The 24716-nt window shown below is 70.9% G+C and carries 22 protein-coding genes; 13 read left to right on the forward strand and 9 right to left on the reverse strand.

Annotated elements, in window-relative coordinates; translation table 11 throughout:
- The first annotated feature begins 7 nt into the window (after window positions 1-7).
- Together VZQ01_RS24790 and VZQ01_RS24795 are read left to right on the forward strand one after the other, a co-directional pair.
- Window positions 8-631 (forward strand): MXAN_6652 family MXYO-CTERM-anchored protein, encoded by a 624-nt coding sequence (locus VZQ01_RS24790; RefSeq protein ID WP_223750731.1) that lies wholly within the window; start codon window positions 8-10, stop codon window positions 629-631.
- Between the two features lie 83 nt (window positions 632-714).
- Window positions 715-1557, forward strand: a complete 843-nt coding sequence (locus tag VZQ01_RS24795) for an endonuclease/exonuclease/phosphatase family protein (RefSeq protein WP_223750732.1) — start codon at window positions 715-717, stop codon at window positions 1555-1557.
- Here VZQ01_RS24795 and VZQ01_RS24800 read toward each other — a convergent pair.
- Window positions 1544-2095 (reverse strand): hypothetical protein, encoded by a 552-nt coding sequence (locus VZQ01_RS24800; protein WP_426744850.1) that lies wholly within the window; start codon window positions 2093-2095, stop codon window positions 1544-1546. The genes VZQ01_RS24795 and VZQ01_RS24800 overlap by 14 nt on opposite strands.
- A gap of 111 nt (window positions 2096-2206) precedes the next feature.
- Entirely contained in the window at window positions 2207-2590 is a 384-nt protein-coding gene (locus tag VZQ01_RS24805) for a hypothetical protein (RefSeq protein ID WP_194869560.1), read from the reverse strand.
- Between the two features lie 160 nt (window positions 2591-2750).
- Here VZQ01_RS24805 and VZQ01_RS24810 point away from each other — a divergent pair, with 160 nt between their 5' ends.
- A complete protein-coding gene (locus VZQ01_RS24810; protein WP_426744851.1) occupies window positions 2751-4112 on the forward strand; it encodes a hypothetical protein in 1362 nt (453 codons plus the stop codon).
- A gap of 35 nt (window positions 4113-4147) precedes the next feature.
- A complete protein-coding gene (locus tag VZQ01_RS24815) occupies window positions 4148-4798 on the forward strand; it encodes a YdcF family protein (protein ID WP_426744852.1) in 651 nt (216 codons plus the stop codon).
- Here VZQ01_RS24815 and VZQ01_RS24820 read toward each other — a convergent pair.
- Both VZQ01_RS24820 and VZQ01_RS24825 read right to left on the reverse strand, forming a co-directional pair.
- Window positions 4779-6287: a trypsin-like peptidase domain-containing protein gene (locus VZQ01_RS24820; RefSeq protein ID WP_223750736.1), complete on the reverse strand. Its 1509-nt coding sequence runs from the start codon at window positions 6285-6287 to the stop codon at window positions 4779-4781. The two genes, VZQ01_RS24815 and VZQ01_RS24820, sit on opposite strands and share 20 nt — an antisense overlap.
- 102 nt (window positions 6288-6389) lie before the next feature.
- Window positions 6390-6920 carry a MarR family winged helix-turn-helix transcriptional regulator gene (locus VZQ01_RS24825; RefSeq protein ID WP_194869602.1) on the reverse strand — a complete coding sequence of 177 codons (531 nt, stop codon included), beginning with the start codon at window positions 6918-6920 and terminating at the stop codon, window positions 6390-6392.
- A 98-nt stretch (window positions 6921-7018) separates the two neighbouring features.
- Between VZQ01_RS24825 and modA the strand changes: the two genes are divergently transcribed.
- Genes modA through modC form a run of 3 tightly spaced genes read left to right on the forward strand, consistent with a single transcriptional unit; the run spans window position 7019 to window position 9521 of the window.
- Entirely contained in the window at window positions 7019-7780 is a 762-nt protein-coding gene (modA, locus tag VZQ01_RS24830) for a molybdate ABC transporter substrate-binding protein (RefSeq protein WP_223782732.1), read from the forward strand.
- Entirely contained in the window at window positions 7777-8454 is a 678-nt protein-coding gene (gene modB / locus VZQ01_RS24835) for a molybdate ABC transporter permease subunit (RefSeq protein ID WP_223750738.1), read from the forward strand. The genes modA and modB overlap by 4 nt, the downstream gene beginning before the upstream one ends.
- Complete coding sequence (modC, locus tag VZQ01_RS24840; RefSeq protein WP_223750739.1) at window positions 8451-9521, forward strand: molybdenum ABC transporter ATP-binding protein; 1071 nt, start codon at window positions 8451-8453, stop codon at window positions 9519-9521. The genes modB and modC overlap by 4 nt, the downstream gene beginning before the upstream one ends.
- Window positions 9522-9585: 64 nt before the next feature.
- Here the strand turns inward: modC and VZQ01_RS24845 are convergent, their stop codons facing one another.
- The 4 genes from VZQ01_RS24845 to VZQ01_RS24860 form a co-directional block, all read right to left on the reverse strand.
- Window positions 9586-12591, reverse strand: a complete 3006-nt coding sequence (locus tag VZQ01_RS24845) for an Ig-like domain-containing domain (RefSeq protein WP_426744853.1) — start codon at window positions 12589-12591, stop codon at window positions 9586-9588.
- A 205-nt stretch (window positions 12592-12796) separates the two neighbouring features.
- Window positions 12797-14824, reverse strand: a complete 2028-nt coding sequence (locus VZQ01_RS24850) for a glycosyl hydrolase family 18 protein (RefSeq protein WP_426744854.1) — start codon at window positions 14822-14824, stop codon at window positions 12797-12799.
- 160 nt (window positions 14825-14984) lie between these two features.
- On the reverse strand, window positions 14985-16151 hold the full coding sequence (gene nagA / locus VZQ01_RS24855) for an N-acetylglucosamine-6-phosphate deacetylase (protein ID WP_426744855.1): 1167 nt from the start codon (window positions 16149-16151) through the stop codon (window positions 14985-14987).
- On the reverse strand, window positions 16148-17200 hold the full coding sequence (locus tag VZQ01_RS24860) for an SIS domain-containing protein (protein WP_426744856.1): 1053 nt from the start codon (window positions 17198-17200) through the stop codon (window positions 16148-16150). Before VZQ01_RS24860 ends, nagA begins: the two co-directional genes overlap by 4 nt.
- 262 nt (window positions 17201-17462) lie before the next feature.
- On the opposite strand from VZQ01_RS24860, the gene glgC reads away from it, so the two are divergent.
- The 3 genes from glgC to VZQ01_RS24875 all read left to right on the forward strand — a co-directional run bounded on the left by glgC (window position 17463) and on the right by VZQ01_RS24875 (window position 21359).
- The gene (gene glgC, locus VZQ01_RS24865) at window positions 17463-18710 is read left to right on the forward strand and encodes a glucose-1-phosphate adenylyltransferase (RefSeq protein WP_426744857.1); all 1248 of its coding nucleotides are present in this window, start codon (window positions 17463-17465) and stop codon (window positions 18708-18710) included.
- Between the two features lie 268 nt (window positions 18711-18978).
- Window positions 18979-19875, forward strand: coding sequence for an HmuY family protein (locus VZQ01_RS24870; protein WP_426744858.1), 897 nt, complete (start codon window positions 18979-18981; stop codon window positions 19873-19875).
- A 44-nt stretch (window positions 19876-19919) separates the two neighbouring features.
- On the forward strand, window positions 19920-21359 hold the full coding sequence (locus VZQ01_RS24875) for an MXAN_6640 family putative metalloprotease (RefSeq protein WP_426744859.1): 1440 nt from the start codon (window positions 19920-19922) through the stop codon (window positions 21357-21359).
- Window positions 21360-21394: 35 nt separating this feature from the next.
- On the opposite strand, the gene VZQ01_RS24880 is transcribed toward VZQ01_RS24875, so the two are convergent.
- Window positions 21395-22525, reverse strand: coding sequence for a TonB family protein (locus VZQ01_RS24880; protein ID WP_426744860.1), 1131 nt, complete (start codon window positions 22523-22525; stop codon window positions 21395-21397).
- Between the two features lie 263 nt (window positions 22526-22788).
- Between VZQ01_RS24880 and VZQ01_RS24885 the strand changes: the two genes are divergently transcribed.
- From VZQ01_RS24885 to VZQ01_RS24895, 3 genes are read left to right on the forward strand one after another with little or no spacing between them, the layout of a single operon-like run.
- Window positions 22789-23874, forward strand: coding sequence for a type III polyketide synthase (locus VZQ01_RS24885; protein WP_426744861.1), 1086 nt, complete (start codon window positions 22789-22791; stop codon window positions 23872-23874).
- Window positions 23868-24443 carry an isoprenylcysteine carboxyl methyltransferase family protein gene (locus tag VZQ01_RS24890; RefSeq protein ID WP_426744862.1) on the forward strand — a complete coding sequence of 192 codons (576 nt, stop codon included), beginning with the start codon at window positions 23868-23870 and terminating at the stop codon, window positions 24441-24443. The genes VZQ01_RS24885 and VZQ01_RS24890 overlap by 7 nt, the downstream gene beginning before the upstream one ends.
- Window positions 24436-24714 carry a phosphopantetheine-binding protein gene (locus tag VZQ01_RS24895; protein ID WP_141332129.1) on the forward strand — a complete coding sequence of 93 codons (279 nt, stop codon included), beginning with the start codon at window positions 24436-24438 and terminating at the stop codon, window positions 24712-24714. The genes VZQ01_RS24890 and VZQ01_RS24895 overlap by 8 nt, the downstream gene beginning before the upstream one ends.
- The last annotated feature ends 2 nt before the right edge of the window (window positions 24715-24716 follow it).

Below are 24716 nucleotides of genomic sequence, written 5' to 3' on the forward strand. Positions count from 1 at the left end.
AGGCTTCATGCAGTCGTTCCTTCCGTCCCTCAAGGTCGCCGGCGTCCTGGCCGCGTGCCTCGTCTCTGGCTCCGCCTTCGCCTACGCCACCGGCCAGAGCAACTACAGCGGCAAGAGCGGGCAGACCTGCTCCTCCGGCTGCCACTCGCGCTCGGGTACCGCGCCCACGGTGACCATCGAGGGCCCCGCCACGCTCAACCCCGGCCAGACGGGCAGCTACACCCTGGTCATCACCGGCGGCCCCGGCGTGCGCGGTGGCTACAACGTCGCCGTGGACGGCGAGGCCACCCTCACCGCCGGCGGCTCCGACTCCAAGAAGCTCTCCGGCGAGCTCACACACTCCCAGCCGAAGCCCTTCACCGACGGCTCCGTGCGCTTCGCCTTCAGCGTCGTCGCCCCGTCCACCGGCACCACCCTCACCCTCTTCGGCGCCGGCAACTCCACCAACGGCAACGGCGAGGACACCGGTGACGCGTCCGCTGGCACCCAGCTCAAGGTGAAGGTCGGTGATGGTGGCGGCGACGGCGGTGGCGACGATGACAGCGGTGGCTGCTCCGCCGCCGGCGGCGCGCCCCTGCTCGGCGCGGCGCTGATGCTGCTCGGCGCGCGCCTGCGCCGCCGCGAGGAGTAGCCCGCCCGCCTGCCCATCGGACAGGCCCCGGAGGGCGGGGCGACAACGGACGACGGCGCGACGTAGCATCGCGCCTTCGCCCCATGCACCTCCGCCTCCTCCCCATGCTGCTCATGCTGGGGCCGCTCGCGTGTGCGACCGGCCCCGGTCTCCTCCCGCCCGAAGTCCCCGTGGCCGCCGTGCACCGCGAGCCCGGGACCCTGCGGGTGATGACCTTCAACATCCAGTCCGGCGCCCGCGGCCTCGACGGCGTGGCTCGCGTCATCCGCGCCTCCGTGCCGGATGTCGTCGCGCTCCAGGAGGTCGACGTCGGCTCGGCCCGCGCCGGCGGCGTGGACCAGGTGGAGGCCCTCGCGCGCCTCACCGGCCTGCCCCACCGCGCGCACTTCCGCACCACGGACCTCCACGGCGGCGCGTACGGCATCGCGCTGTTGTCCCGCTTCCCGCTCGAGGCGCTCGCGCAATACCCGCTGCCCAACCCCCAGGGCGCCGAGCCGCGCACGCTCGCCCACGCGGTGATGAACGTGGATGGCCGCGAGGTGAGCGTCTACCTCACGCACCTCATCCGCCGACCCTTCAACGCCCGCGCGCGCCTGCGCCAGAGCGCGTTCGTGGCGAACCTGCTCGCCCGCGACACGCGGCCCCACCTGCTCATGGGCGACCTCAACGACGACCCGGACTCGAACCCGCTGCGCCTGCTGCGCCGGCAGATGAAGGACGTCGTCGCCGCCACGGGCGGAGCACGGGGCACCTACCCCATGCCCCTGTTCCTGCCCACGCTGCGCATCGACTACGTGCTGGCGTGTGACGCCTTCACGCCCGTGGCCAGCCGCGTGCTGCGCGTGGACGCGTCCGACCACTACCCGGTGGTGGCGGACCTGCGCCTGGACGTGTCCGCGTCCACCGCCGCGCTCAGCTCACGTTGAAGCGGTAGAGCACGTCCGGGTCCTTGCGCGTGAAGCCCTTGAGCACCTCGTGCTTCATGTTCTTCGCGCCCAGGAACGTCAGGCCGCCCGCCGCGAAGCCCATCACCGACAGCTCGAAGTACACGTGCGGCTTGGGCACCTTGAAGATGTGCAGGTCCGTGTAGCCCTGACCCGGCAGCACCTCCATCTCGCCCTCGGTGAAGTAGCCCTTCCAGATGCCGGGCGTGAAGAAGAGGAAGCGGCGGAAGTCGCCGGGGCTGAACATCGCCTTGAGCTGCCCCTGTCCCAGCGCGTACTCGGCGGACTTCACGCCGAACTGCCACCACACGCCCTGGTCCCCGCCATAGAAGCGCTGGAGCAACTCCTCGTTGAACCGGAGGAACGCATCCACCGGGATGCGCGTCACCGGGAGGATGGGCAGGGAGAAGACGGGCTCGCGTTTCTTGATGTCCGCCAGGAAGTCCCGCCACGCCTGCTCACCGTGCGCCTGCACCGTCATCTGCTGCCGTGCCAGGAACGCCACGCCTTTGACTTCCATCCGTGTGCCTCCACTGCTGCCCCGCGCGGGGCCGCGCTCGGGGAGTCCGTCCCGGGTGTCTCCCGGGAAGGTTAGGGTGCTCGGGCTCGCGCCGCAGGCGCCGCCCGGTCGCTACTCGAGCTGAAGACCACAGTCGGCGCACGCCCCCTCCACCAGGGGCGCGACGGTGCCGCAGGCGGGGCAGGGGGGCTCGCCCTCCTCGGACGCGGGCAGCACGAAGGGCGCGGCGCCCTGTGCCAGCACGCCCTCGCGCTGGATGCTGTCCATCCAGCGCTGCTGGAGCAGCGTGGCCACGCGCACGCCGTCCTCGGGGCGCACCAGCACCTGGAACTTCGGGCTGCAGCCCGGCTTCGCGCACGCCTCGCGGTGCACCAGCGCCGGGACGTCCGCTTCGAGACATGCGTCCACCAGACGTCGCGCGTCCGCCAGCGCCATCTCCGCGCACGGCACCAGCTCCACGTCCGAGAGCGCCTTCGCCACTTCATCCTGGGTCATCACCCGGTGGATTGGAGCCCACGCGCGGGCCCCGCGTCCAGATGCGGCTGGTCATCTCGCACCCGGGGGCCCCTCGACCGGACAGCCGCCGGTCCCCACCCTGCCCGACGCTTCCTCGGAATTTCATGGGCCTGCGCAGGTGGTTTGGGGGCACGACGCGATGCTTCATGGCGGACGGGGCTGGAGGGTGGGCTGGGGGGTGGTGGTGCTCGCCCTGGCCTGTGAGCGGCACGAGCTCCCGGCTCCGGAGAAGGACTCGAGCGTCGAGCGTGTCACCCGGGGCGCGCGTCCGACGGGGGCGACGCGGTGGGTGCGGCCGTTGACGGGGCCGGGGCGCGAGTCGGCCGCGGGGCTCGCGCACGACGCGCGGGGCGAGGTGGTGGTGGCGCTCAACTCGGACGCCGCGGTGGCGGACTTCTTCGGTCCGCTGCTCAACCCTCGCACGGGGCCGGTGACACCGGAGACCTTCGCGGTGGCGCGCTACGGCACGGGCGGCGAGCGTCAGTGGTCGCTGTCGTTGCCGGGGTTCGCGGAGGTGCTCGGGGTGAGCGCTCGCGGGCGAGTCTTCGTGGTGGGGCGCAACGTGGCGGGGGCGGACCTGGGGAGCGGACCGTTGCCGGCGGGCCGGTTCCTGCTGGAGCTGGGGCGTGACGGAGTCTTCATCCGGGCGCGGAGCCTGGAGTCGCTCGGGGTGCCGGACACGCTGGTTCCTCGGCATGCGGACGTGGATGGGTTGGGCAACCTGGTGCTGGTGGGCTCTGTGTTTGATGCGAAGCGGGGTCGGGTTCCCGCCGCGGTGAAGCTGGACGCGAAGGGCGCGCTGCTCTGGACGTATGCGAACGAAGGGCAGGGCGAGGCGGTGTCAGCGGCCGTGGACGCGGAGGGGCAGGTCTACATCGCGGGGGCGCTCCAGGCTTCGCGTGTTCGTGGGGCCATGGACTCGCAGCCGTTCCTGGTGAAGCTGGATGCGCGAGGGCGGGCGCGGTGGGAGCGGCGGCTCGACACACGCTCGGGCCGTGCCACGGGCGTGGCGGTGCAGGGGCAGCGGGTGCTGGTGACGGGGGGCTTCACCGCGCCGCTCACGTTCCTGGAGCGGACCCATGGGGTGGAGGGTGGAGGCGGCAGGGGGTTCGTGGCGGCGTTCGACCCGGAGGGCGCGCCGCGCTGGCTGCGTGACTTCGGCTTCATGGGCACGGGCCTCGCGTTGGACGCGCAGGAGGGAGCGCTCGTCGTCGGTCGGTACGAGGAGGGGGATGATTTGGGCACCGGCCCCATGGCGGGTGTTCCCGGCAGTCGCATGAACCTGTTCCTGGTGAAGCTGGACCGCGTGGATGGCGTGGTGCACTGGGCGCGGGGCTTTCCCCGGGAGGCGCTCGGTGATGGCGACTCCGTGAGGGACTTCGTGTCGCTGTCGACGAAGGGGCCGGGCGCGGTGTTGGGCACGCAGCTCGGGCCAGTGGACCTGGGCACGGGTCGGCTGGAGGGCGAGTGGGAGCTGTTCCTCGGTGGCTTCGAGCCCTGAGGTAAACGCGTCGTCTCGCGGATAGTGTGGGGCACGTGCCTCCCGCTTCGCTGCGCTCCCGTCCTGGTCGTCTCCGCCGGCTGCTCGTCGTGTCCATCGGCGTGGTGACGTGTGGTGTGTTCGGCCTCGCGTTCTGGGTGGACCGCTTCGGTCAGCGCGAGCGCGCCGAGTCCTCGGATGCGGTGGTGGTGCTGGGCGCGCGGGTGCTGGCGGGCGGTGTCCCCTCCGGTGCGCTGCGAGCACGCACGGAGCAGGCGGTGGCGCTGTACCAGCGCGGTGTGGCGTCGAGGCTCGTGTTCTCCGGAGGCGTGGGCGTGCATCCTCCCTCGGAGGCACGCGCGATGCTGGCGCTGGCGACCCGACTGGGCGTGCCCCCGGAGGCGTGCGTGCTGGAGGAGGAGAGTCACTCCACCGACGACAACGCGCGCCTGACGTCGGCCCTGCTGCGAGAGCTGGGGGCGCGGCGCGTGGTGGTGGTGTCGGACCCGTATCACCTGCTGCGCGCGCGGCAGTACTTCCGACTCAACGGCTTCGAGGTGCTCACCAGCCCCGCGCTCCAGACGGAGCGCAACCTGAGCTGGGTGGACCGCTGCTACTGGACGATGCGCGAGGCCCTCGCCCTGCTGCTGCACCCACGCGTGCTGCTCGCGCGAGCGCCCGCGGACGTCACGACTCCGGCGCCTTGAGCGCGCGCAGCACGCGGTCGCCGCCAGGCATCGCCACGCGCAGCAGCACGGACTCACCGGGCTCGGCCTCGCGCAGGGCCTGCGCCAAATCCGAGGCGCGGCGCACGGCCCGACCCGACGCCTCCACCACCACCATGCCGGGCACCAGTCCCGCGCGCTCGGCGCTGGACCCCGGGACGACGTCCGTCACCAGCGCGCCCGCGCGAGGCAGCTCCTGCGCCCGCGCCAGCCTCGGGTCCATGTCCGACAGCGTGAGCCCCACGCGTTGATGCGCCGGTGCCTCGGGCTCCTCGGCGGGACGTCGCGCGGCCACGCCCTCCAGGTCCGGCCGGGTGCCCAGCGTCACGTTCACCTCGGTCTTCTTCCCATCGCGATACACGGTGAGCGGCAGCGTGCTGCCCGGCGCCTTCAGCGCCACGGTGCGCGTGAGCGCGCGTCCCGAGGCGATGGGCCGTCCCCCCGCCTCGACGATGAGGTCATCCGGACGCAGCCCCGCCTCAGCCGCCGGAGTGCCCTGGGTCACATCGGTGACGAGCGCGCCATCGCGCACCGGCACCCCCAGCGCGGCGCCCAGATCCGGCGTCACGTCCTGAACCGCCACGCCCAGCCATCCCCGGGTGACGGTGCCCTCCTTCTCCAACTGGGGCAGCAGCTGCTTCACCAGCGTGCTGGGCACGGCGAAGCCGATGCCGGAGCCCTGGCCCGCGATGGCGGTGTTGATGCCCACCACCTCGCCCTGGAGGTTGAACAGCGGCCCGCCGGAGTTGCCCGGGTTGATGGCGGCGTCCGTCTGGAGGAAGTCGTCGAAGGGGCCCGCCTGGATGTCGCGCGCCTTGGCGGAGACGATGCCCAGGCTGACGCTCGAGTCCAGGCCGAAGGGATTGCCGATGGCCACCACCCAGTCACCCACGCGCAGCGCGTCCGAGTCGCCCAGCTTCACCACGGGCAGCTTCTCCACCTTCCCCTGGAGCTGGAGCACCGCCACGTCCGTGAGCGGGTCCGTGCCCACGACCTTCGCGTCCTGCTGTCGCCCGTCGGAGAAGTGCACCTGGATGGACCTGGCGCCCTGCACCACATGATTGTTGGTGAGCACCAGCCCACGCGCGTCCACCACGAAGCCGGAGCCGAGCCCCTGGCGTGGCCCCTCTTCACGAGGGTCCTCGAAGGGCGAGCCGAACGGGAGCGCGCCGCCGAACGTCCCACCTCGACCCTCGTCACCCCACGGCGAGCCCGGACGCGAGCGACGGGTGGGCGCCGCGTCCCGCACCTCCACCTTGACGACCGCGGGCTGCACCGACGCGACCAGCGGCGCGACGGACGCGAGCGCCGCGTTCATGTCCGGCGGCATGACCTGCTTCGCGGGCGCGGACTCAGCGCTCGGGGACCCGGTGGAGGCAGGCGGAGGAGCGGGCGCCTCCTCCTGGCCGCGTCGGCAGGCCGACAGCATCAGGACCAGGGCCAGGACTCCCGTGCTTCTGCATCCCTTCATCACGTTCCTCCCTCGGGCCCACGCGACGTCACGGGAGTGAGTTGGGGCGCCTCGCTGCTGGCGGCACGCAAGAGCGGGTGTTGCTCGCCCGCTCGGGGGACATCAGGCCGAGCGCTCGCGGGAGGGCGTGGCCGCGGCCGCGCCCAGCGTGTCCATGCGGCGCAGGAGCTTCTCCAGGATGCGGAAGAGCGCCTTGCGGTCGCCCGCGTCGAGGATGTGGAGCAACTGCCCCATGCCCTGCATCACGAAGCGCTCGAGCCGCTGGTAGGTCTGCAGGCCATCGGTGGTGAGCCGACAGCGCACGACGCGGCGGTCCTCGGCGGTGCGCTCGCGCACCAGGTGTCCCTCGCGCTCCAGCCGGTCGACGAGCCCCGTGACGGTCTTCTCGGTGACCCCCAGCCGGCGGGCGAGCTCACCCATCGTGAGCGCGCCGTCCTGGCCGAGCCACAGCAGCGCATGGACCTGGGGCGCGGTGAACTGGAGCTGCTCGCACGTGGCGGCGATGGGGTCGCGGAGCGAACGGCGCCGGCCCATGGCGAGCAGCAGGTGCTGGAGCCTCAGCACGTCCGCCGACAGGTCCTCATCCTCTTTAGAATGGATATTCCGGGACACGGAGTATGGCTTAGCGGGCATGGCCCCACGGGTCAACCCGTTGTCACGGCGTGGGCTGCCGTGCGGACAATGCGCTCCTTCGCCGACGGTGGTGAGAGGAGCGTGCAGGAGTGCGTACCATGTTTCGGCTGTACGTGACGTCCCTGTTCCTCGTGTCCTTGTTGGCGCGGGCGGAGGAGGGGCTCGTCTTCGCGGCGGCCAGCACCACGGACGTGCTCGAGGAGCTGCGGCCGGCCTTCACGAAGGCCACGGGCCACACGGTGGTGCTGGCGCTGGGCTCGTCGGGAGATTTGGCCCGCCAGGCGATGGCGGGCGCGCCGGCGGATGCGTTCCTGTCGGCGGACGTGGCTCGGATGGAGGCCGTGCAGGCGGCGGGCCTGGTGCGGCGTGGCTCGCGGGTGGAGCTGCTGTCGAACCGGCTGGTGGTGGTGGTGCCGGTGGGCGCGAAGGTGGCGCCGGGCAGGGCGGAGGACCTGAAGGGGCTGAAGCGGCTGGTGCTGGCGGACCCGGGCATCGTGCCCGCGGGGGTGTACGCGAAGGCGTGGTTGGAGAAGGTCGGGGTGTGGAAGGACGTGGAGGGGAAGGTGGTGCCGGCGTTGGACGTGCGGGGTGCGTTGGCGGCGGTGGAGGCGGGGCGGGTGGAGGCGGGGGTGGTGTACGCGACGGACGCGGCGCAGTCGAAGAAGGTGCGGGTGGCGTTCGAGGTGCCGTCGTCGGATGCGCCGCGCATCGTCTATCCGGTGGCGGCGCTGGTGAAGGGCAAGGCGCCGGAGGTCGGCGTCGCCTTCGTGAAGTTCCTCCAGACGGAGCCCGCGCGAGCGGCCTTCCAGCGCCATGGCTTCGTCGTGCTTTCGGCCGACGCGGGGACGAAGGCGCGGTGACAGCCGACACGGTGGGGTTGGTGGGGTTCACGGTGACGGTGGCGGCGGTGGCCACGCTGGTCATCCTTCCGCCCGGGGTGGCGGTGGCCTACGCGTTGTCGCGCTGGCGAGGGCCGGGGCGGGGCGTGGTGGACACGGTGCTGGCGCTGCCGCTGGTGTTGCCGCCGACGGCGGTGGGGTTGGTGTTGTTGGAGTTGCTCGGGCGCGAGGGGCCGCTGGGGCGTGTGTTGGATGCGATGGGCGTGGAGGTGGTGTTCACGCCGGGGGCGGTGGTGCTGGCGAGCGCGGTGATGGCGTTCCCGCTGCTCGTGCGCTCGGCGCGCTCGGGGTTCGAGGAGGTGGACCCCCGGTTGGTGGCGGTGGCGCGCACGTTGGGGGATTCGCGGGCGCGAGCGTTCTTCCGGGTGACGTTGCCGCTGGCGTGGCGCGGGGTGGTGGTGGGCGCGCTGCTGGCGTTCTCGCGAGCGCTCGGTGAGTTCGGCGCGACGGTGCTGGTGGCGGGGAACATCCCGGGGCGCACGCAGACGTTGTCGCTGGCCATCTTCCAGTACACGCAGCTGGGGCAGGACGCGGAAGCTCTGCGACTGGCGGGCATCGCGGCGCTGCTGGCGTTCGTCGCGGTGTACGCCACGGAAGGGCTGACGCGGTGGCGGGGACGGCGGGTGCGCGCGTGAGCCTGGAGCTGTCGGTTCGATTGCCGCTGGCGCGCTTCGTGTTGGAGGTGGACGCGCGGCTGGAGGGCGCGTCGGTGGCGGTGCTGGGGCGCTCGGGGTCGGGGAAGACGTCGCTGTTGGAGGTGCTGGCGGGGCTGCGGTCCGGTGCGCGAGGGCGCGTCGTCGTGGGTGGGCGCGTGCTGTTGGACAGTGGGGCGCGCGTGGAGGTGCCGCCGGAGGCGCGGCGCATGGGCTACGTGCCGCAGGACGCGCTGTTGTTCCCGCACCTCACGGCGGAAGAGAACGTGCGTTACGGCGCGCGGAAGGGGAGGCCGTCGCGCTTCGACGAGGCGGTGGGGTTGCTCGAGCTGGGGCCGTTGCTGCATCGCTATCCGGCGACGCTGTCGGGGGGCGAGAAGCAACGCGTGGCCTTGGCGCGAGCGTTGGCGACGGACCCGGCGTTGTTGCTGCTCGATGAGCCGTTGGCCGCGCTGGACGTGACGCTGAAGGAGCGGGTGCTGCCGTATCTGCTGCGCGTTCGCGACGAGGCGCGGGTGCCGATGTTGTACGTGACGCACCAACTGGGTGAGGCGCGGGTATTGGCGAAGGAGGCGGTGCTCCTGGACGAAGGGCGCGTGCGCGCGGCGGGGCCGGCGTCCCAGGTGTTGGGAGCGTCGGCGCGGGGGCTGCTGGCGTCGGAGGCGGAGGGTGAGGAGAACATCCTCGAGGGCGTGTTGGAGCGTCCCGACGAGGGCGGCACGCGCCTGCGGGTGACGCAGGGCTTGGGGCTCTGGGTGCCGGACGCGCCGGAGCTGGCGGTGGGCGCGCGAGCGGCCTACGCGGTGCCGGCGAGCGACATCCTGCTCTCCATGGGCGTGCTGTCCGGAGTGTCCGCTCGCAACGTGCTCGCGGGCACGGTGGTGGGTGTGGAGAGCGCGGGAGCAGGAGAGGCCGCGGCCACCGTGGATGTCGAAGGCGTGCGCTGGGTGGTGCGGCTCACCGAGGCCTCCGTGCGCGAGCTGGGCGTGAGCACGGGCGCCCGTGTGTACCTCGCGGTGAAGACCGCGGCGTGCCGCCGTCTGCGGTGAGCCGCTCGCTCTTCACCTCCGGCCCCAGCAGTCCCAGGGGCCGGAGGCAATCCACGGACGCCGCCTACTCGAAGACGGCCGAGACCAGGGAGTTGATGCCCGCGCCCGTGTCCCGCCGCGTCCAGATGACGGCCGCGCCTCCGAGTGGGCTGGTGGCCACCTCGAGAGAGCCGAGGTAGCCCTTCACGGTGGCGAAATCGAGCCGCTGGGGGGCGGTCCAGCCCGTACCCGGCACGAAGCGTCGAGCCCAGACGGCCGTGGCCGCTCCCTCGTCGACGCCATAGACGACCATGGCCGAGCCCGAGGGGGAGACGTGGAGGTCATTGCCCCCGCCGTAGTCCGATGCGAGCAGTTGGGCCGGCTGCCAGCCAGAGCCCTTCACGTAACGAGCACACCACAGCCCCGCGTCGGAGTTGGCGTCCGACTGACTCCAGACGACGAATGTATTGCCGGCCGCATCCGCGGCCACCGTTGGCTCTCCAAGGGACGTTCCCTGCGTGTGGAGGGTTACCGACTGGTCGTCGAAGCCGGAGTTGACATGGAAGGAGTTCGCGTACAGCTGGTTCACGCCGAGGTACGTGCGAATCCAGACGGCGAAGCCCGTCCCATCCGCGCTCAGGGCGATTTGCGGATAGCGGCCTCCGATGCTTGCGCCACGCGTCGGCGCGCTCCAGCTCCAGAAGCCCTGGCGCGAGTACTGGAGCGGGCCGGTGGGCTCGGACCAGACCAGCACCCCGTTTCCACGCGAGTCCACTCCGACATCATGTCCGTCCCACAGATAGGACCAGGTCGCGTTGTCCATGGTGCGCACGAGGACTGGCGTTCCCCAGCCCGAGCTCCCGGCGTACGGCTGTACCCACAGGAAGGTCTGCGTGGAGCTCTCCTCGACCCAGGAGGCGAGGGCCGCCTGGTTGGGCGCCGCCACCAGGCGGGTGGCCACCGCATTGCGCCCCGTGTTCTCGCCGAGCACCTGCGGCACGCTCCAGCTCTGGACGCTGCTGTCGGCGCCCGAGGCGAGGACGCTGTAGGCCCTGCGGATGCTGGAGCTCCCCTCCGGCCACGCCTCCACGACGGCGAGCGGGGTGCCGTCGGACAGGGTCGTGAGCGCGGCCGGGTTGGGAAGTGACGTGGAGAGGCTCCCCGCGCCCACGGCCTGGTCCGTCTCCCAGGCCGCGCCTGGCTTGTGTCGTCGCGCGCGGAGCCCGTCGTTGACGTACAGGGACGTCGCCACACCAGAGGCGTCCATCGTGAGCACCGCGGCGGTCGCGTGGTCGCTCGGGTTGCTCGAGAGGACCTGGGGGGCGCTCCACTGGGCCGCGCGGACCGAGTAGCCCCAGCTGTGTGAAGAGGTCATCGCGTTGCCAGCGAGGTCCTTCACCCCGTCGAGGACCACGCCCACCTGCGCGCCGAACGCCGGCCCCGGCTTCAGCGTGAGCGTGCACTTGCCCGCCGCGCAGGTCACCGCGCTTCCGGTCAACGCCTTGCCGTCCGCCGTGAGCTGGAACGAGGCCGGTGTCACGCTGGTGGTGTCGAGCGTCGTCTCGCTGAACGACACCTCGATGACGGTCCAGGGAGCGGCCGTGGCCGAGGACGCGGCGGGCGTGGCGGACACCACGCGCGGCGGCGTGACGTCCACGATGAACCCATCCGACCTCTTCCAGCCCGACGTGTTCCCGGCCGCGTCCACCGCGCGCACGCAGCTGTAATAGCGCTGCTCGGCCAGGGTGAGCACCGTGAGCTCCGCGGACGACGTGGCGCCGACATCCTGGATGCTGCTCGCGTTGCCGGGGCACGCCGGGGTGGACGTCACGGCGAGCTCGTAGCGCTGGATGCCCACCGCGTCGCTGAAGCCGGACCAGCGCGCCGCCGCGCGCGTGGTGCTGTTCTGATAGGCGAGCTCCGGTCCGGTGAGACCATCCATCACCGTGGCGGCCAGCTCCGAGGGTGCCGTGCTGTCCTCCACGAAGGTCAGCGCCGCGGAGCAGGCCGAGACGTTCCCGACCGAGTCCGTCGCCTGGGCCACGTAGCTCGACGTGCTGTTGTCGCCCACGGCGAGTGGCAGGGTGGCCAGACCCTGATGGTCGGCGGTCCGAGAGGCGAGCGCTCCTCCCACACACGTCGCGCCCGCGAAGACGCGCACCTGGGCTCCCGGCTCGGTGGTGACGTGGAGGACTGGCGCGTTGTGGTTGGCGGGGCTGACGGGGGTGGTGGCGAGGGCTGGCGTCGCGGGCGGCGTGCTGTCCTCGCGATATACGGGGCCCACGGTGCAGGCCGAGGTGTTGCCCGCCGCATCGGTGGTGGACACGTACGTGCCCGTGACGCTGTCGTCCGTGACGGACATGCGCAGGGAGAACGTGCCGGCTGCGTCCGCCACCTGGGTGTCGACCGGTGTCCCGGAGCAGGTCTCGTCCAGGTAGAGCCGGGCGGTGGCCGCCGACTCCGTGCTGCCGATGAGGCGCGGGGCGTTGTCGTTGGCGACCGCCGAGGGCGACAGCCGGAGGTTCGAGAGTGTCGGCGGCGTGCTGTCCTCGCGGTAGTTCACTCCCTGGGACGAGCACGCGGAGACGTTCCCGGCCAGGTCGATGGCCAGCCCGTGGAAGGAGACCCACGCGTCGTCGGACACCGTCACGGGGATGGAGACCTGGCCCGTGGTGTCCGCGGTGCCCTCGCCGGCGATGGCGCCGGAGCAGCCCGCGACGGTGTAGAGGCGCACGCGCGCGCCGGGCTCGGTCCTGGCCAGGATGCGAGGAGCGTTGTCATTGGCGGGGGAGACGGGCGTGGTCCCCACGAGCGTCGGCGCGTCGGGAGGCGTGGTGTCCTCCGGAGTCCCAGCATCCGGGGTGCCCGCGTCAGGTGTCCCCGAGTCGGGTGTCCCCGAGTCGGGTGTCCCCGCGTCGGGTGTCCCCGCGTCCGCGAGGCCCGCGTCGGGTGCTCCCGCGTCCGGAGTGCCCGAGTCTGGCACCGGCGTACCGGAGTCCGTCCCGGAGTCCGGCTGCGTCGAGCCATCAGGTGTTCCGTTCCCACTTCCCCCACAAGCAGCCAGCAGCCAACCACTCACGACTGCGACCACGAGCCCCCTCGGCATCGCTCTGCTTTTCATACGCCCCTTTGTCTGGCGAGACGCCTTCTCGCAGGCGCCATCTAACACGAGGCGTGGTGGCGCGGAGCAAGCGGGTCGAGGGACATCTCCCGCGAAGCCAGACCGCCCGCATGGGCGCGGTTGCACGCAGAGGCGGAGCCGAGACCCAGGCTCCGCCCCCCGTGCTTCACCGGTTTCAGCGCAGTCGCTGGTACAGCGTGTCGAGCAGCGTGCCGTCGTCGCCGCTCAGCTCCCAGAACATCGCGCCGCCCAGGTTCTTGTTCAGGATGTAGTCCGACTTCGCGTTCAGCGTGGACGGGTCGTCGTACGCAATCCACACCTTGGTCGTCGGGCTGTAGACGTAGGCCTCCTTCGCCTCGGGGTGGGTGAACTTGGCGTAGCCCGAGCCCGCGCGCTCGTAGTTGACCTTGATGTCCTTGTAGTCGAACACACCCGTCAGGCCCGACTGGCCGTCATCCCACGTGCCCTTGGTGGGCACGCCGCTCTGGAACAGGCCGTTGTTCACGTTCGGCACGCCGCCCCAGCCTCGGCCGTAGAACGGGACGCCCACGACAATCTTGTCCGGCGCCACGCCCAGCTCGAGCATCTTCGCCACCGAGCCGTCCGTGTAGAAGCCCGTCCCCGCCGCCGGGTCGCCCGTCACGCGGTAGAGCGCCGAGTGGAAGTTCACCGTGCTCTCGAATGAGCCGTGGTAGTCGTAGCTCATCACGTTGATCCAATCGAGGATGTTGGACAGGTTCTTCGTCTCCTGCTTGTTCGTCAGCAGGTCCGGCGACGCGCCCGTGGCGATGGTGAGCAGGTACGGCTTGCCCGTCTGCGCCGTCACCGCGTTGAGCTGGTTGCGGAACTCGGCCATCAGCAGCGTGTAGTTCTGCTTGTCCGCGGGGCTGTTGGTGTTGCCCGGCAGGCCGCCACCCACCGGGTACTCCCAGTCGATGTCGATGCCGTCGAACACACCCACGCCGTTCGCCGGGTCCACGCCGGGGTACTGGCCCTTGATGAACAGGTCGATGCAGGACTTCACGAACGCGGCCCGCGAGGCCTGCGTCGCCGCCACCTGCGAGAAGTACGTCGACCACGTCCAGCCGCCCACCGAGATGAGCACCTTCAGGTGTGACTGCGTCTTCTTCAGCTCCTGGAACGCGCGGAAGTTGCCGCGCAGCGCACCCGGGTTCCACTCGCCCGGCCAGCCGCCGCCCTTGTCGATGTCCGCGAACGAGTCACCGAGGACGCACCGCCCGTCCGCCGAGATGTTCGAGAAGGCGTAGTTGATGTGCGTCAGCTTCGCCGCGGGGATGTTCGCGACCTGGTAATTGCGCGAGTAGATGCCCCACTGGGTGAAGTAGCCCACGATGCGCTTGCCGCCACCCGGCTGTCCCGGAATCGCGACCTGCACGGTGACCTGCTTCGTGCCCACGTTGCCGGCCTGGTCGTACGCCCGCAGCGTGTACGAGTACGAGCCGTTCTGCGCCGGGCCGGAGAAGGTCCGCGAGTAGCTCAGCGCCGTGGACACCACGGCGCCGTTCTCCAAAATCTCCACCCGGTCCACGCCCACGTTGTCCGTCGCGGTGGCGCTGAGGGTCAGCGTCCCCGCCGCGGTGATGTTCGTCGAGCTGGCGTTCAGCGTGACGGTGGGCGCGGTGGTGTCACCGGGGACGGAGATGGCCACCTGCACGGTGACCTGCCGCGTGCCCACGTTGCCGGCCTGGTCGAAGGCGCGGAAGGTGTACGTGTACGAGCCGTTCTGCGCGGAGCCGGAGAAGTTGCGCGAGTAGCTCAGGCTCGTGGAGACCACGGTGCCGTTCTCGAGAATCTCCACGCGGTCCACGCCCACGTTGTCCGTCGCCGTGGCGGTGAGGGTCAGCGTCCCCGGCGCGGTGACGTTCGTCGAGCTGGCGTTCAGCGTGACGGTGGGCGCGGTGGTGTCCCCGCCGCCCGCGGGTCCCAAATCCAGCCACAGCGCGGCCACCGCCACGGGCGTCCAGTCCGCCTGCGAGGTGTGCGCCTGACGGCATTGATAGAGCCGTCCACCGTAGGTGACCTGCGCGCCCGTCGCGTAGGCGACGCCCGCCGCCCACTCGGCGACGAGCGGCGCGCGCATCACACTGCCCTGGCCCTCGCCGTGTGACGGGGAGACCTCTCCGCACCCGCTCGCGGACAGGGCCGAGACCATCAGTCCAATGAACCACTTGCTGCGACGCATGCTTGCTCTCCTCGCTTCGTTGGACGCGAGTCCGGAACCGCTCGGGAACTCGTTTCCAGGAAGGAGGCGTGGACCGGATTTTCCGGGTCAAAGCCTCACGCAATGAATGGTGTGAGTGGAAGAACACGCAGCCACCGGAAGTGACGCGAGCGTCACCTGCTCAGTGCCACTGTTCGTTTCCATCCACCCAGGTGGCGAGCACGCTGACGTCGTCACGCAGCAGCGCGAGGTTCGCGCGCCGCCCGGGTACGAGCTCGCCCAACCGCGACTCCAGACCGAGCAACCGGGCGGGGTAGAGCGAGGCCATGCGCAGCGCCTCCTCGAAAGGCACGCCCAGGAGTCGAACGGTGTTGCGCACCGCCGACGCCATGTCGATGTCCGCGCCCGCCAGCGTGCCGTCCTCCGTCACCAGTCGCCCATCGCGCCGCAGGATGGTGTGTCCATACAGCGTGAAGGTCGTTTCCTGCGTGCCCACGGGAGGCATCGCGTCCGTGACGAGGAAGACCTTGCCGCGAGGCTTGGCCTTCAGGAGCTGACGCAGGTTCGCCGGGTGCACATGGACGCCGTCCACGATGACGCCGCACCACGCGTCATCGGACTCGAAGCCCGCGACCACGGGGCCGGGCTGTCGCCCCTGCACCGGAGGCATCGCGTTGAACAGGTGCGTGAAGCCGCGCACACCCGACGCAAGTGATTGCACGGTCCGCTCGTAGCTCGCCGCCGTGTGGCCCGCGAACAACACCGCGCCCGAGGCGCTGAGCTTCTGGAGGAACAGGTCCTCCACGCGCTCCGGCGCGAGCGTCATCAACAGCCTGCCCCCAGCCCGAACCAGTCGCTCGCTGAGCGCGACGAGGGACACGAGGTCCTCGGCTCCGGGCTGACGGATGTGGTGCGGCGCATGGACGCCCGGGCGCTCGGGGCTGATGAACGGGCCTTCCAGGTGGACGCCGAGCACGCCGCTCCCGGGCTGCTCCAGCGCGCGCGCTGCGGCGTCACAGGCGAGCCGGGTGCGCTCGGGTGCATCGGTGATGAACGTGGGCAGCAGGCTCGTGGTGCCCGAGCGGCGCAGCGTGGACGCGATGGTGAGCGCCGCGTCGACCGTGGGTGAGTCGTTGAACAGCACCCCGCCCGCGCCGTTCACCTGGAGGTCGATGAAGCCGGGGGCGAGCAGGGTGTCTGCGGGCAGCTCGAGGGTGGAGAGCCCCACGGGCGCCTCGTGGCGCGGCACCACGGCGGCGACGCGTCCGGCGTCGAGCACCACCGAGTGGCCCTCGAGGATGCGCTCGCCGGTGAACACGCGCGAGCCCGTGAGGATGTGTCTGGTCACACCGTCTCCGTCACCTTGCGAAGGTTCGCGGGGGCATCCGGGTCCATTCCGCGCGCCGTGGCGAGCCGGTGGACCGCCAGGTAGAAGCTCTGCACCTGGCACAGTGGCGCAATCGCCAGGGGAACACCAGGAACGGTGGGCAGCGTCGCGGCGCCGGGGACGGGGAGCACCGTGCGCACCTCCGCGCCCAGCTCCATCATCCGGCGCACCACCGCGCGCGTGCCCTCGGCGGAGCCGTCCTCCTGTCCCAGCGCGATGACGGGGAAGCCCGGCTGCACCAGGCCGAGCGGGCCGTGGGCCACCTCGGCCGCGCTGAAGGCCTCGGCGTGCAGGCGGCAGGTCTCCTTGAGCTTCAGCGCCAGCTCGAGCGCCGCGCCCAGGCCGCTGCCCCGGCCGACGACATACAGGCTCTGCGCGTCGACGAGCGTCTGCAGCGCGGGCCACCAGTCGAGCGCGCACGCCGAGGCGAGGGCCTCCGGGAGCGCGGCGACGGCCTCGTGCAGCGCGGGGCTTGCGGACCAGTGCGCCGCCAGCCGCAGGAACGCGAGGCCGGAGAGCAGATACGACTTGGTCGCGGCGACGGCGCGCTCGGGGCCCGCGTCCAGGGGGATGCTCACGTCACACAAGGCGCCGAGCGGCGCGGAGGCGTCATTGACGAACCCCACGACGAGCGCGCCCGAGGCCTTCGCCGCCTCCGTCAGCCGCAGCAGGTCGGGGCTCTGCCCGGACTGCGAGACGGCGATGAAGAGCGAGTCGCGCAGGTCCAGCGCGTGCGCGCCGTAGATGGACGCCACGCTGGGGCCCACCGAGGCCACCGCGCGGCCGAGCGTCGTCTCGATGAGGTACTTCCCGTAGACCGCCGCGTGGTCCGAGCTGCCCCGCGCGCAGGTGACGACGAAGCGAGGAGGCTGGCGCTGCAGCCGCTCCCCCAGCGCCACGAACATGTCCTCGCTCCGTGCCAGCTGGAGCCGGGCGACCCCGGGAGTCTCCGCGGCCTCGCGCGCCATGATGGGCAATCGACTCGACTCCTGACTCCATGTCCCGCTCACGCTCGACTCCACGAAGACACCTGGGCCTCGCTCAAGAGATAGGGCGCGACGCGGACCTGCTCCACTTCCTCGTGGCCGGCTGCTCGACAGTGAGCCATCCGCCTTGGACCGAGTGTCCGTCGATGGACGGCCCTCCAGGCGTCGCTCCAGGCGGGAGTCCGGCCCCGTTGACGCACGCGGACATCCCGAGCCCGCGCGCCGCGAAAACGGACAACCTCCCTGGGCCCCCTATACTGCGGCGCCAGGGAGGCAACACCTCGACATGGGCACGCGAATCCTGGGCATGGTGCTGGCCGGAGGCCAGGGAACCCGGCTGGCGCCGCTGACGCTGCGACGCTCGAAGCCGGCGGTGCCCTTCGGCTCGAAGTTCCGCATCATCGACTTCGCGCTCAACAACTTCATCAACTCCGGCATCTACTCCATCTACGTCCTGACGCAGTTCAAGGCGCAGTCGTTGACGGAGCACATCCAGCGCGGCTGGCGCTTCGGCTCGGTGTTGTTGTCGGACTACTTCATCACGCTCGTCCCCGCGCAGATGTACCTGTACGAGGAGCTGGGGCCCGTCTGGTACCGGGGCACCGCGGACGCCATCTACCAGAACATGCACCTGGTGGAGAACCACCGCCCCGAGCACCTGGCCATCTTCTCCGGCGACCACATCTACAAGATGAACGTGGCGCACATGCTGGAGCAGCACGAGGCCCAGCGCGCCGACATCACCATCGCCGCGTACCCCACGCCGCTCGCCGACGCGCACCGCTTCGGCGTCATGCAGGTGGACGAGCGCGGCCGCGTGACGGAGTTCCAGGAGAAGCCCAAGAACCCCAAGCCCATCCCCGGCCGGCCCGACACCGCGCTCGCCAGCATGGGCAACTACATCTTCCGCAGCAAGGTGCTCGCGGAGTTGCTGGAGATCGACGCGAAGTCGGAGGGCTCGCAGCACGACTTCGGCAAGGACGTGCTGCCGCGCGCGCTCAAGGACGGCTATCACATCCACGCGTACGACTTCGCCAAGAACCCCATCCCCGGCCAGACGGGGCCCAACACCTACTGGCGCGACGTGGGCACGCTGGACGCGTACCACGAGGCGTCCATGGACCTGGTGTCGGTGAACCCGGAGTTTGACATCTTCAACGCCGAGTGGCCGCTGCGCACCGCCAGCGAGTACAGCCCGCCCGCCAAGTTCGTCCACGAGTCCGGTGACCGCGTGGGCCGCGCGCTCAACTCCATGGTGGCCGGCGGCTGCATCATCTCCGGCGGCGTGGTGCGCGAGAGCATCCTCTTCCGCCGCGCGCGCGTGAACAGCTACGCCAGCGTGCAGCGCTCCGTCATCTTCGACGAGGTCGACATCGGCCGGCATGCCCAGGTGAAGAACGCCATCATCGACAAGGGCGTGCGCGTGCCGCCCAACGCGAAGGTGGGCTACGACCTGGACGCCGACCGCGCCCGGGGCTTCACCGTCACCGAGAGCGGCATCGTTGTGGTGCCCAAGGGCTACCGCTTCGAGTAGCCCCCGCCGCCTCCGCTCCCCGTCCTCCCAGGAGGCCTCCCGAGGCCTTCGCGGGGCTTGTCCTGTCTTCATCCGGGTTTCCGGGGTTTGAAATCCAATATTGAATATGAGAATCGTTATCAAGTAGGGTGCCGCCCTGTCGAGTGAGGTGGAGCCCTCGGGGCGTGCGGTGTGCGCGCGCGTGAAGGGGGGCCCTCGACGAGGAAGGCCGGGGCCCCCGCTCCGGTGGGCACGTCACGCAGTCCGTTCAGGGAAGAGGGATACGAAGATGAGTCATACCGAGCAGGCGTTGCCGAGGCGCGCCGGACAGCAGGGCCTGTGGGTCCTGGTCGCCGTGGTCATGTCGTTGGCGTTGCTGGCGAGCTGCGGAGATGACGACAAGGACCCCACGCCCAACCCCACGCCGGACGCGGGCCAGCAGGACGACGCGGGCACGCCGGACTCGGGCACGCCGGACTCGGGCACGCCGGATTCAGGGACGCCGGACGCGGGGCCGCAGGTGTGTGGCCCGACGACGGTGAACTGCGCCGAGCAGACCATCGACACGCTGTCGCTGCGCACGGTGGTGAACACGGGCGTGGTGCGTGAGGAGGGGACGACGTCGGGCGAGTTCCTGACGTTCGTGGACTCCACCGCGGGCGGTCTCAACCCGACGATGTCCTATACGTACCTGCGGTTCACGGCGACGGGCGCCGAGCAGGTCCAGATTCACGACCACCAGGCGCTGGTGTCGCAGGACTGGGACATCGCGGTGCGTCGCTACACGATGCGCGTCAACAGCGGCACGTCGGGTCCGTCGTGCGTGTCGGTGGCGAAGGTCGCCGAGGGCACCACGTTCGCGCAGGTGGCGGCGGTGGATTCCTCCTGGACGTTCGAGACGGAGAAGTGGTGGGACGACTCCTCGGGCACCTGCACGCTCATCCCGGATGACTCGGGCCTGAACGGTCCGAAGACGGCGCTGGGCGCGTTCTGGGAGTACCCGGTGCGCTGCGTGCAGATGACGGGGCAGGTGTTCGCGGTGCGCCTGGCGGATGGTCGTCACGTGAAGCTGGAGGTGATGGGCTATTACGAGCCCGCCGCGCAGCAGACGTGCAACGAGACGGGCGCGGCGCCGACGCCGAGCGGCTCGGGTTCCATCCGCATCAAGTGGGCGTTCCTGCCGTGAGACTCGGGGCGTGGCTTCTGCTGCTTCCCTTGGGATGTGGCCCCGTGGAGTCGACGCGGGCGCCGCACGAGCGTCCGGAGACGTTGACCGAGGGGCGACAGGGGCAGCAGGCGGGAGCGCGCCCCACCTCGCCCCTGGCGGTGCCGCCGAGCTTCGGCGCGGGTGAGCAGGTGGAGTCGGTGGTGTCCCCGAAGGGGCGCTTCCGCATCCACTTCTCCCGCGTCGGGCTCAACGCGGTGCCTGCGGGGGACGCCGATGGCAGCGGCGTGCCCGACGCCGTCGAGGTCGTCGGGCGCGCGTATGAGCGCGTCGCGGACTTCTACGTGAGCCTGGGCTTCGTGTTGCCGGGCAGCGACGCGGCGGTGGCGGACAACGGCGGGGACGGCCTGTTCGACGTGTACCTGGTGGACTTCGCCGGCGTCGCGGACGGGGCGTTCCGGCTGGACGACTGCGAGACGGAGTCGGGCCTGCGGTGCGTGGGGCACATGCTCCAGGAGAACGACTTCGCGGGGTACGACTACCCCTCGTACGAGACGGCGGTGGACATCCTCGCCAGCCACGAGTTCTTCCATGCGGTGCAGTCCGCGTACCGGACGGGCATGGGCGGCGTGGTGACGGAGGGCACGGCGGTGTGGGCCAGCGAGCGGTTCGACGCGTCGCTGGATGACCTGGAGCACTTCTCCGCGTCGTACCTGTCGCGCACGGAGCTGAGCCTGGTGCAGGACCCCACGGGGCCGGCGGCGTCCTTCAGCTATGGCGCGAGCCTGTTCTTCCAGTACCTGGGCGAGCGCGTGGGTGACGCGGCCATCCTGCGCCTGTGGGAGCAGAGCGTCACCTCGCCGGAGGTGCGGTGGCCGGTGGTGGTGGACCGCCTCCTGGGGCGCGACTGGAGCTTGAGCTTCGACGCCGCGTTCACGGAGTTCTCGACGTGGAACCTGTCCACGGGCGCGCGGGCGAATGCGTCACAGGGCTACGCGCGGGGTGGCGGTTACGAGGGGCTCAAGCCGGCCGTGAAGACGCTGCCCTCTCAGGAGGCGGACGTCCGGCTGACGACCGCGTCGGCGCGCTACTTCGAGGTGCCGGGTGGCTCGGAGCGGGTGTGGGCTCGGTATGTGCCTCGGGACGTCGCGAACTCGTCGCAGCAGCACCTGCTGGTGGCGGCGGTGACGGACACCGCGGTGCTGCGGGTGACGCGCGTGGATGGGCCGGGGACGCTGACCGCGAACGTGACGGCGTCGGATGCGAGCCGGGTCATCATCGCGGTGGTGGACGGTCGCCACGAGGGCACGGGCCGCTACGGCACGCTGTGCCTCACGGGTGAGACGTCTGGCGCGCCGTGTGTCGAGGTGACACCGGAGCCCGAGCCTGAGCCCGAGGTGCCCCAGACTCCCGACGATGACGACAGTGGCTGCGCGGCCGCGCCCGGTGCGCTGGGCTGGGCGGCGCTGATGCTCGTAGGGGTGGGACGGCGACGGCGGCCGTGAGGACGGCGAGGCCCGCCCGACCAAGGGCTCCTGCGTCAGGGGTCCTCGGGAGTCGCGGCGTCGAGCGTCGACGCTGCTTGGGGTGATGCTGGAGCGGGCCCTGTCGCGCACTTCTCCTGGTACGTGGTGAGCGTGCGCTGGAAGCGCTCCCGCTCCTCGCGAGGCCACTCCGCAGGCAGCTTCATGACGGCCTCCCGCTGCTCCTGGACGGCTTGCTGGCAGCGGCCCTGGTGGAAGGCGACGAGGGCGCTCGTCTCCAGCGCATAGGCGTTGTCACGTGCCCGCCTGCGCCCAATGATCGCGAGCGGTGCCGCCTCCTCGTGACGCCCGGCCCTCGCGTAGAGCCATGCAAGCTCCGTCGCGCTCCACCAGTACTCGGGGCTGAGCTGATTCAGTCCGCGCAGCGCCTCTTCGTAGCCAGGGTCCTCGGCGCGGTCTCTCGCCATGGCCCGCGCCAGGTGGCCCCAGGCCTCGATGCTGTCGGGGAAGGCCTTCACACGGGTCATGCCCCACGCGAGCTCCTGCTCCGGCGTGAGGTCCATCTCCGAAGTGACGGTGTCCCGCTTGACGGTGTAGTGGATTTCGATGGGATGGCCCGCGAGGGTCGCCGGGTGGAAGCGCATGCTCGCCACGGTCTTCAGCACGGCCTGGTCGAGAGCGTCGGTCGCGGACTCCACGAGTCGGATGTCCCGCAGTCGCCCGTTCGTTCCGACGATGAACCCGACGACGACCATCGCGAGGGTCTTCTGGCGATAGACCTCGTGAGGAAACTCGTGCACCACCCGCGAGTAGCCCACGGGCGGCCCGAACTCCTCGCGCAGGAAGTCGCAGGCCTGAAGCAGGTCCGCCTGTGAGCAGGCGGCGCCGAGGTCCGCCTGGGCTTGTCTGACCTGCTCCTCGGTGGGTTTGCCCGCGAGGACTCGCGTGGCCTCCGCGAAGATGGCGGGAGCCTCCTCGGCGGTCACGCTGACGCTCGGGCCTGTGTCGCGACGCGGGGCGAGCACCCCCATGTACACGGGTGGGCTGTAGGGGCGCGGGTTCAGGTACTGGTCCATGTCCCAGGAGAGCTGTCCATGGCTCGCGGGCAGGGTGGGAAGCGGACGCGAATGACCACACGCGGTGAGCCCCAGGAGCACGGCGCCCAGGACGAAGTTTGCGAATCTCATCGCGCCGCACGCTAGCGTGACCCGCCCTCGCGCATAAAGGTGTGCCCAAGGCGTGTCGAAGGTCGTCCCGGCGCACGCGGTCCGCTGTCCTCCGCGAGACACGGGCAGCCCGGTGCCTTCACGCGCGCGAGCCCGCCGTCTACCGTGTGACACTGAAAGGCGCCGCGGCGTCGGGACTCGTTCAGTCGGGGGGACAGGTGTCGCGTCCTCCACGCGTTTCCGACTAAGCGTACCCCTGAGCGCCGCACGGACCCGAGACCTTCATGCACAGCGCAACCGGCCAGGACAGCAGCTCGCCCTTCATCCGCTCCGTGGGAAGAGCCCTCCCGCCTCACTACGCCTCGCAGGAACAGCTCATCGCCGCCTTCCGCGAGCTGTGGGCCACGCGCCACTTCAACCTGGAGCGCCTGGAGGACCTGCACCGCGCCGTCCAGGTCGGAGGCCGCTATCTGGCGCTCCCCATCGACGCGTACCGCGAGCTCGTCACCTTCCAGCAACGCAACGACGCCTGGATTCGCGAGGCCACCGCCCTCAGCGAGTCGGTGGTGCGCAGGACACTCGAGCAGGCGGAGCTGACGCCCACGGACGTGGACCACGTCTTCTTCGTCACCGTGACGGGCATCTCCACCCCCAGCGTCGAGGCGCGGCTCGCCAACCGGCTGCGCTTCCGCGAGGACTTCAAGCGCACGCCCATCTTCGGGCTCGGCTGCGTCGCGGGCGCGGCCGGCATGGCACGCGCCGCCGACTACCTGCGCGCCTTCCCCACGCACACCGCCCTGCTGGTGTCCGCGGAGCTGTGCTCGCTGACGCTGCAGCGCGAGGACCTGTCCATCCCCAACATCATCGCCTCCGGCCTCTTCGGCGACGGCGCCGCGTGCGCGGTGCTCCGGGGCGCCCAGGCCCCCGGCGCCCGAGGTCCCCGCGTGGTGGCCTCCCGCTCCGTCTTCTACCCGGACACCGAGCGCACCATGGGCTGGGACGTGGTGGACTCGGGCTTCAAGGTCGTGCTGTCCGCGAAGGTGCCCCACCTGGTCAAGGACCACATCCGCGGCAACGTGGACGCCTTCCTCGCGAGCCACGGCTTGAAGCGCGATGACATCCGTCACTGGGTGGCGCATACCGGCGGGCCCAAGGTGCTCGAGTCCTTCGAGCAGGCCCTGGAGCTGCCCCAGGAGGCGCTCACGCGCTCGTGGGCGTCGCTGCGCGAGGTGGGCAACCTGTCCTCCTCGTCGGTGCTCTTCGTGCTGGGTGAGACGCTGGAGAAGGCGGACGCGAAGCCGGGGGACTGGGGCCTGATGATGGCGATGGGTCCGGGCTTCTGCGCGGAGATGGTGCTCTTGCGATGGTGACGCTCACGCAAGGGGTGTTCTTGGGGTACATGGGCGCGCTCGTGCTGGAGCGGCTCGTGGAGCTGGTGCTCTCCAAGCGCAACGCGGCGTGGGCCTTCGCGCGGGGAGGGGTGGAGACGGGGCAGCGTCACTACCGCTTCATGGTGGTGTTCCACACCCTGTTCCTCGTCGCGTGCGTGGCGGAGGTGTTCCTCCTGCACCGGTCCTTCCCGGGCGTGCTGGGCTGGGCGGCGCTCGGCGGCGCGCTCGTGGCGCAGGGGCTTCGCTACTGGGCCATCTCCACGCTGGGCTCGAGGTGGAACTCGCGCATCATCGTCGTGCCGGGCCTGCCCCCCGTGGAGGGGGGGCCGTACCGCTTCCTGCGCCACCCCAACTACGTCGCGGTGGTGCTGGAGCTGGCGTGTGTGCCGCTCATCCATGGCGCGTGGTGGACGGCCGTGTGCTTCTCGGTGGGGAACCTGGGGTTGCTCTTCGTGCGCATCCGCGCGGAGGAGGCGGCCCTGGGGGACGTGTACGCGAAGGCGTTCTCCCATCGTCCCCGTTTCCTTCCGGAGATGCCCCGTGGCTGAGCTCGAACTGGAGGTCCTGGCGGAGATTCGTCGCATCGCCGCCGAGGAGCTGGAGTGGAAGGGCGAGGTGGAGCCCGGGCTCGACCTCCTCAAGGACCTGCAGCTCGACAGCCTGGGGCTGACGGTGCTGGCGGTGGGGCTGGAGAACCGCTTCCGCATCCGCTTGTCGGAGGAGGACGCGCAGGGGGTACGCACGGTGGGGGACCTGACGAAGCTGGTGGAGCGGCGCGTGCTGTCCACCGCGCGCGTGGCGACGGAGGTCCGTTCGTGAGG

Source organism: Myxococcus faecalis, assembly GCF_050039385.1.
GTDB lineage: Bacteria > Myxococcota > Myxococcia > Myxococcales > Myxococcaceae > Myxococcus > Myxococcus fulvus.

What these genes read in the sequence shown, in the direction of transcription:
- VZQ01_RS24850 (WP_426744854.1), bottom strand. Translation starts at nt 14,824, where the DNA reads ATGCGTCGCAGCAAGTGGTTCATTGGACTGATGGTCTCGGCCCTGTCC.
- VZQ01_RS24880 (WP_426744860.1), bottom strand. Translation starts at nt 22,525, where the DNA reads ATGAGATTCGCAAACTTCGTCCTGGGCGCCGTGCTCCTGGGGCTCACC.
- glgC (WP_426744857.1), top strand. Translation starts at nt 17,463, where the DNA reads ATGGGCACGCGAATCCTGGGCATGGTGCTGGCCGGAGGCCAGGGAACC.
- modA (WP_223782732.1), top strand. Translation starts at nt 7,019, where the DNA reads ATGTTTCGGCTGTACGTGACGTCCCTGTTCCTCGTGTCCTTGTTGGCG.
- VZQ01_RS24820 (WP_223750736.1), bottom strand. Translation starts at nt 6,287, where the DNA reads ATGAAGGGATGCAGAAGCACGGGAGTCCTGGCCCTGGTCCTGATGCTG.
- VZQ01_RS24805 (WP_194869560.1), bottom strand. Translation starts at nt 2,590, where the DNA reads ATGACCCAGGATGAAGTGGCGAAGGCGCTCTCGGACGTGGAGCTGGTG.
- VZQ01_RS24795 (WP_223750732.1), top strand. Translation starts at nt 715, where the DNA reads ATGCACCTCCGCCTCCTCCCCATGCTGCTCATGCTGGGGCCGCTCGCG.
- VZQ01_RS24810 (WP_426744851.1), top strand. Translation starts at nt 2,751, where the DNA reads ATGCTTCATGGCGGACGGGGCTGGAGGGTGGGCTGGGGGGTGGTGGTG.
- VZQ01_RS24825 (WP_194869602.1), bottom strand. Translation starts at nt 6,920, where the DNA reads ATGCCCGCTAAGCCATACTCCGTGTCCCGGAATATCCATTCTAAAGAG.
- VZQ01_RS24790 (WP_223750731.1), top strand. Translation starts at nt 8, where the DNA reads ATGCAGTCGTTCCTTCCGTCCCTCAAGGTCGCCGGCGTCCTGGCCGCG.
- VZQ01_RS24870 (WP_426744858.1), top strand. Translation starts at nt 18,979, where the DNA reads ATGAGTCATACCGAGCAGGCGTTGCCGAGGCGCGCCGGACAGCAGGGC.
- VZQ01_RS24800 (WP_426744850.1), bottom strand. Translation starts at nt 2,095, where the DNA reads ATGGAAGTCAAAGGCGTGGCGTTCCTGGCACGGCAGCAGATGACGGTG.
- VZQ01_RS24890 (WP_426744862.1), top strand. Translation starts at nt 23,868, where the DNA reads ATGGTGACGCTCACGCAAGGGGTGTTCTTGGGGTACATGGGCGCGCTC.
- VZQ01_RS24885 (WP_426744861.1), top strand. Translation starts at nt 22,789, where the DNA reads ATGCACAGCGCAACCGGCCAGGACAGCAGCTCGCCCTTCATCCGCTCC.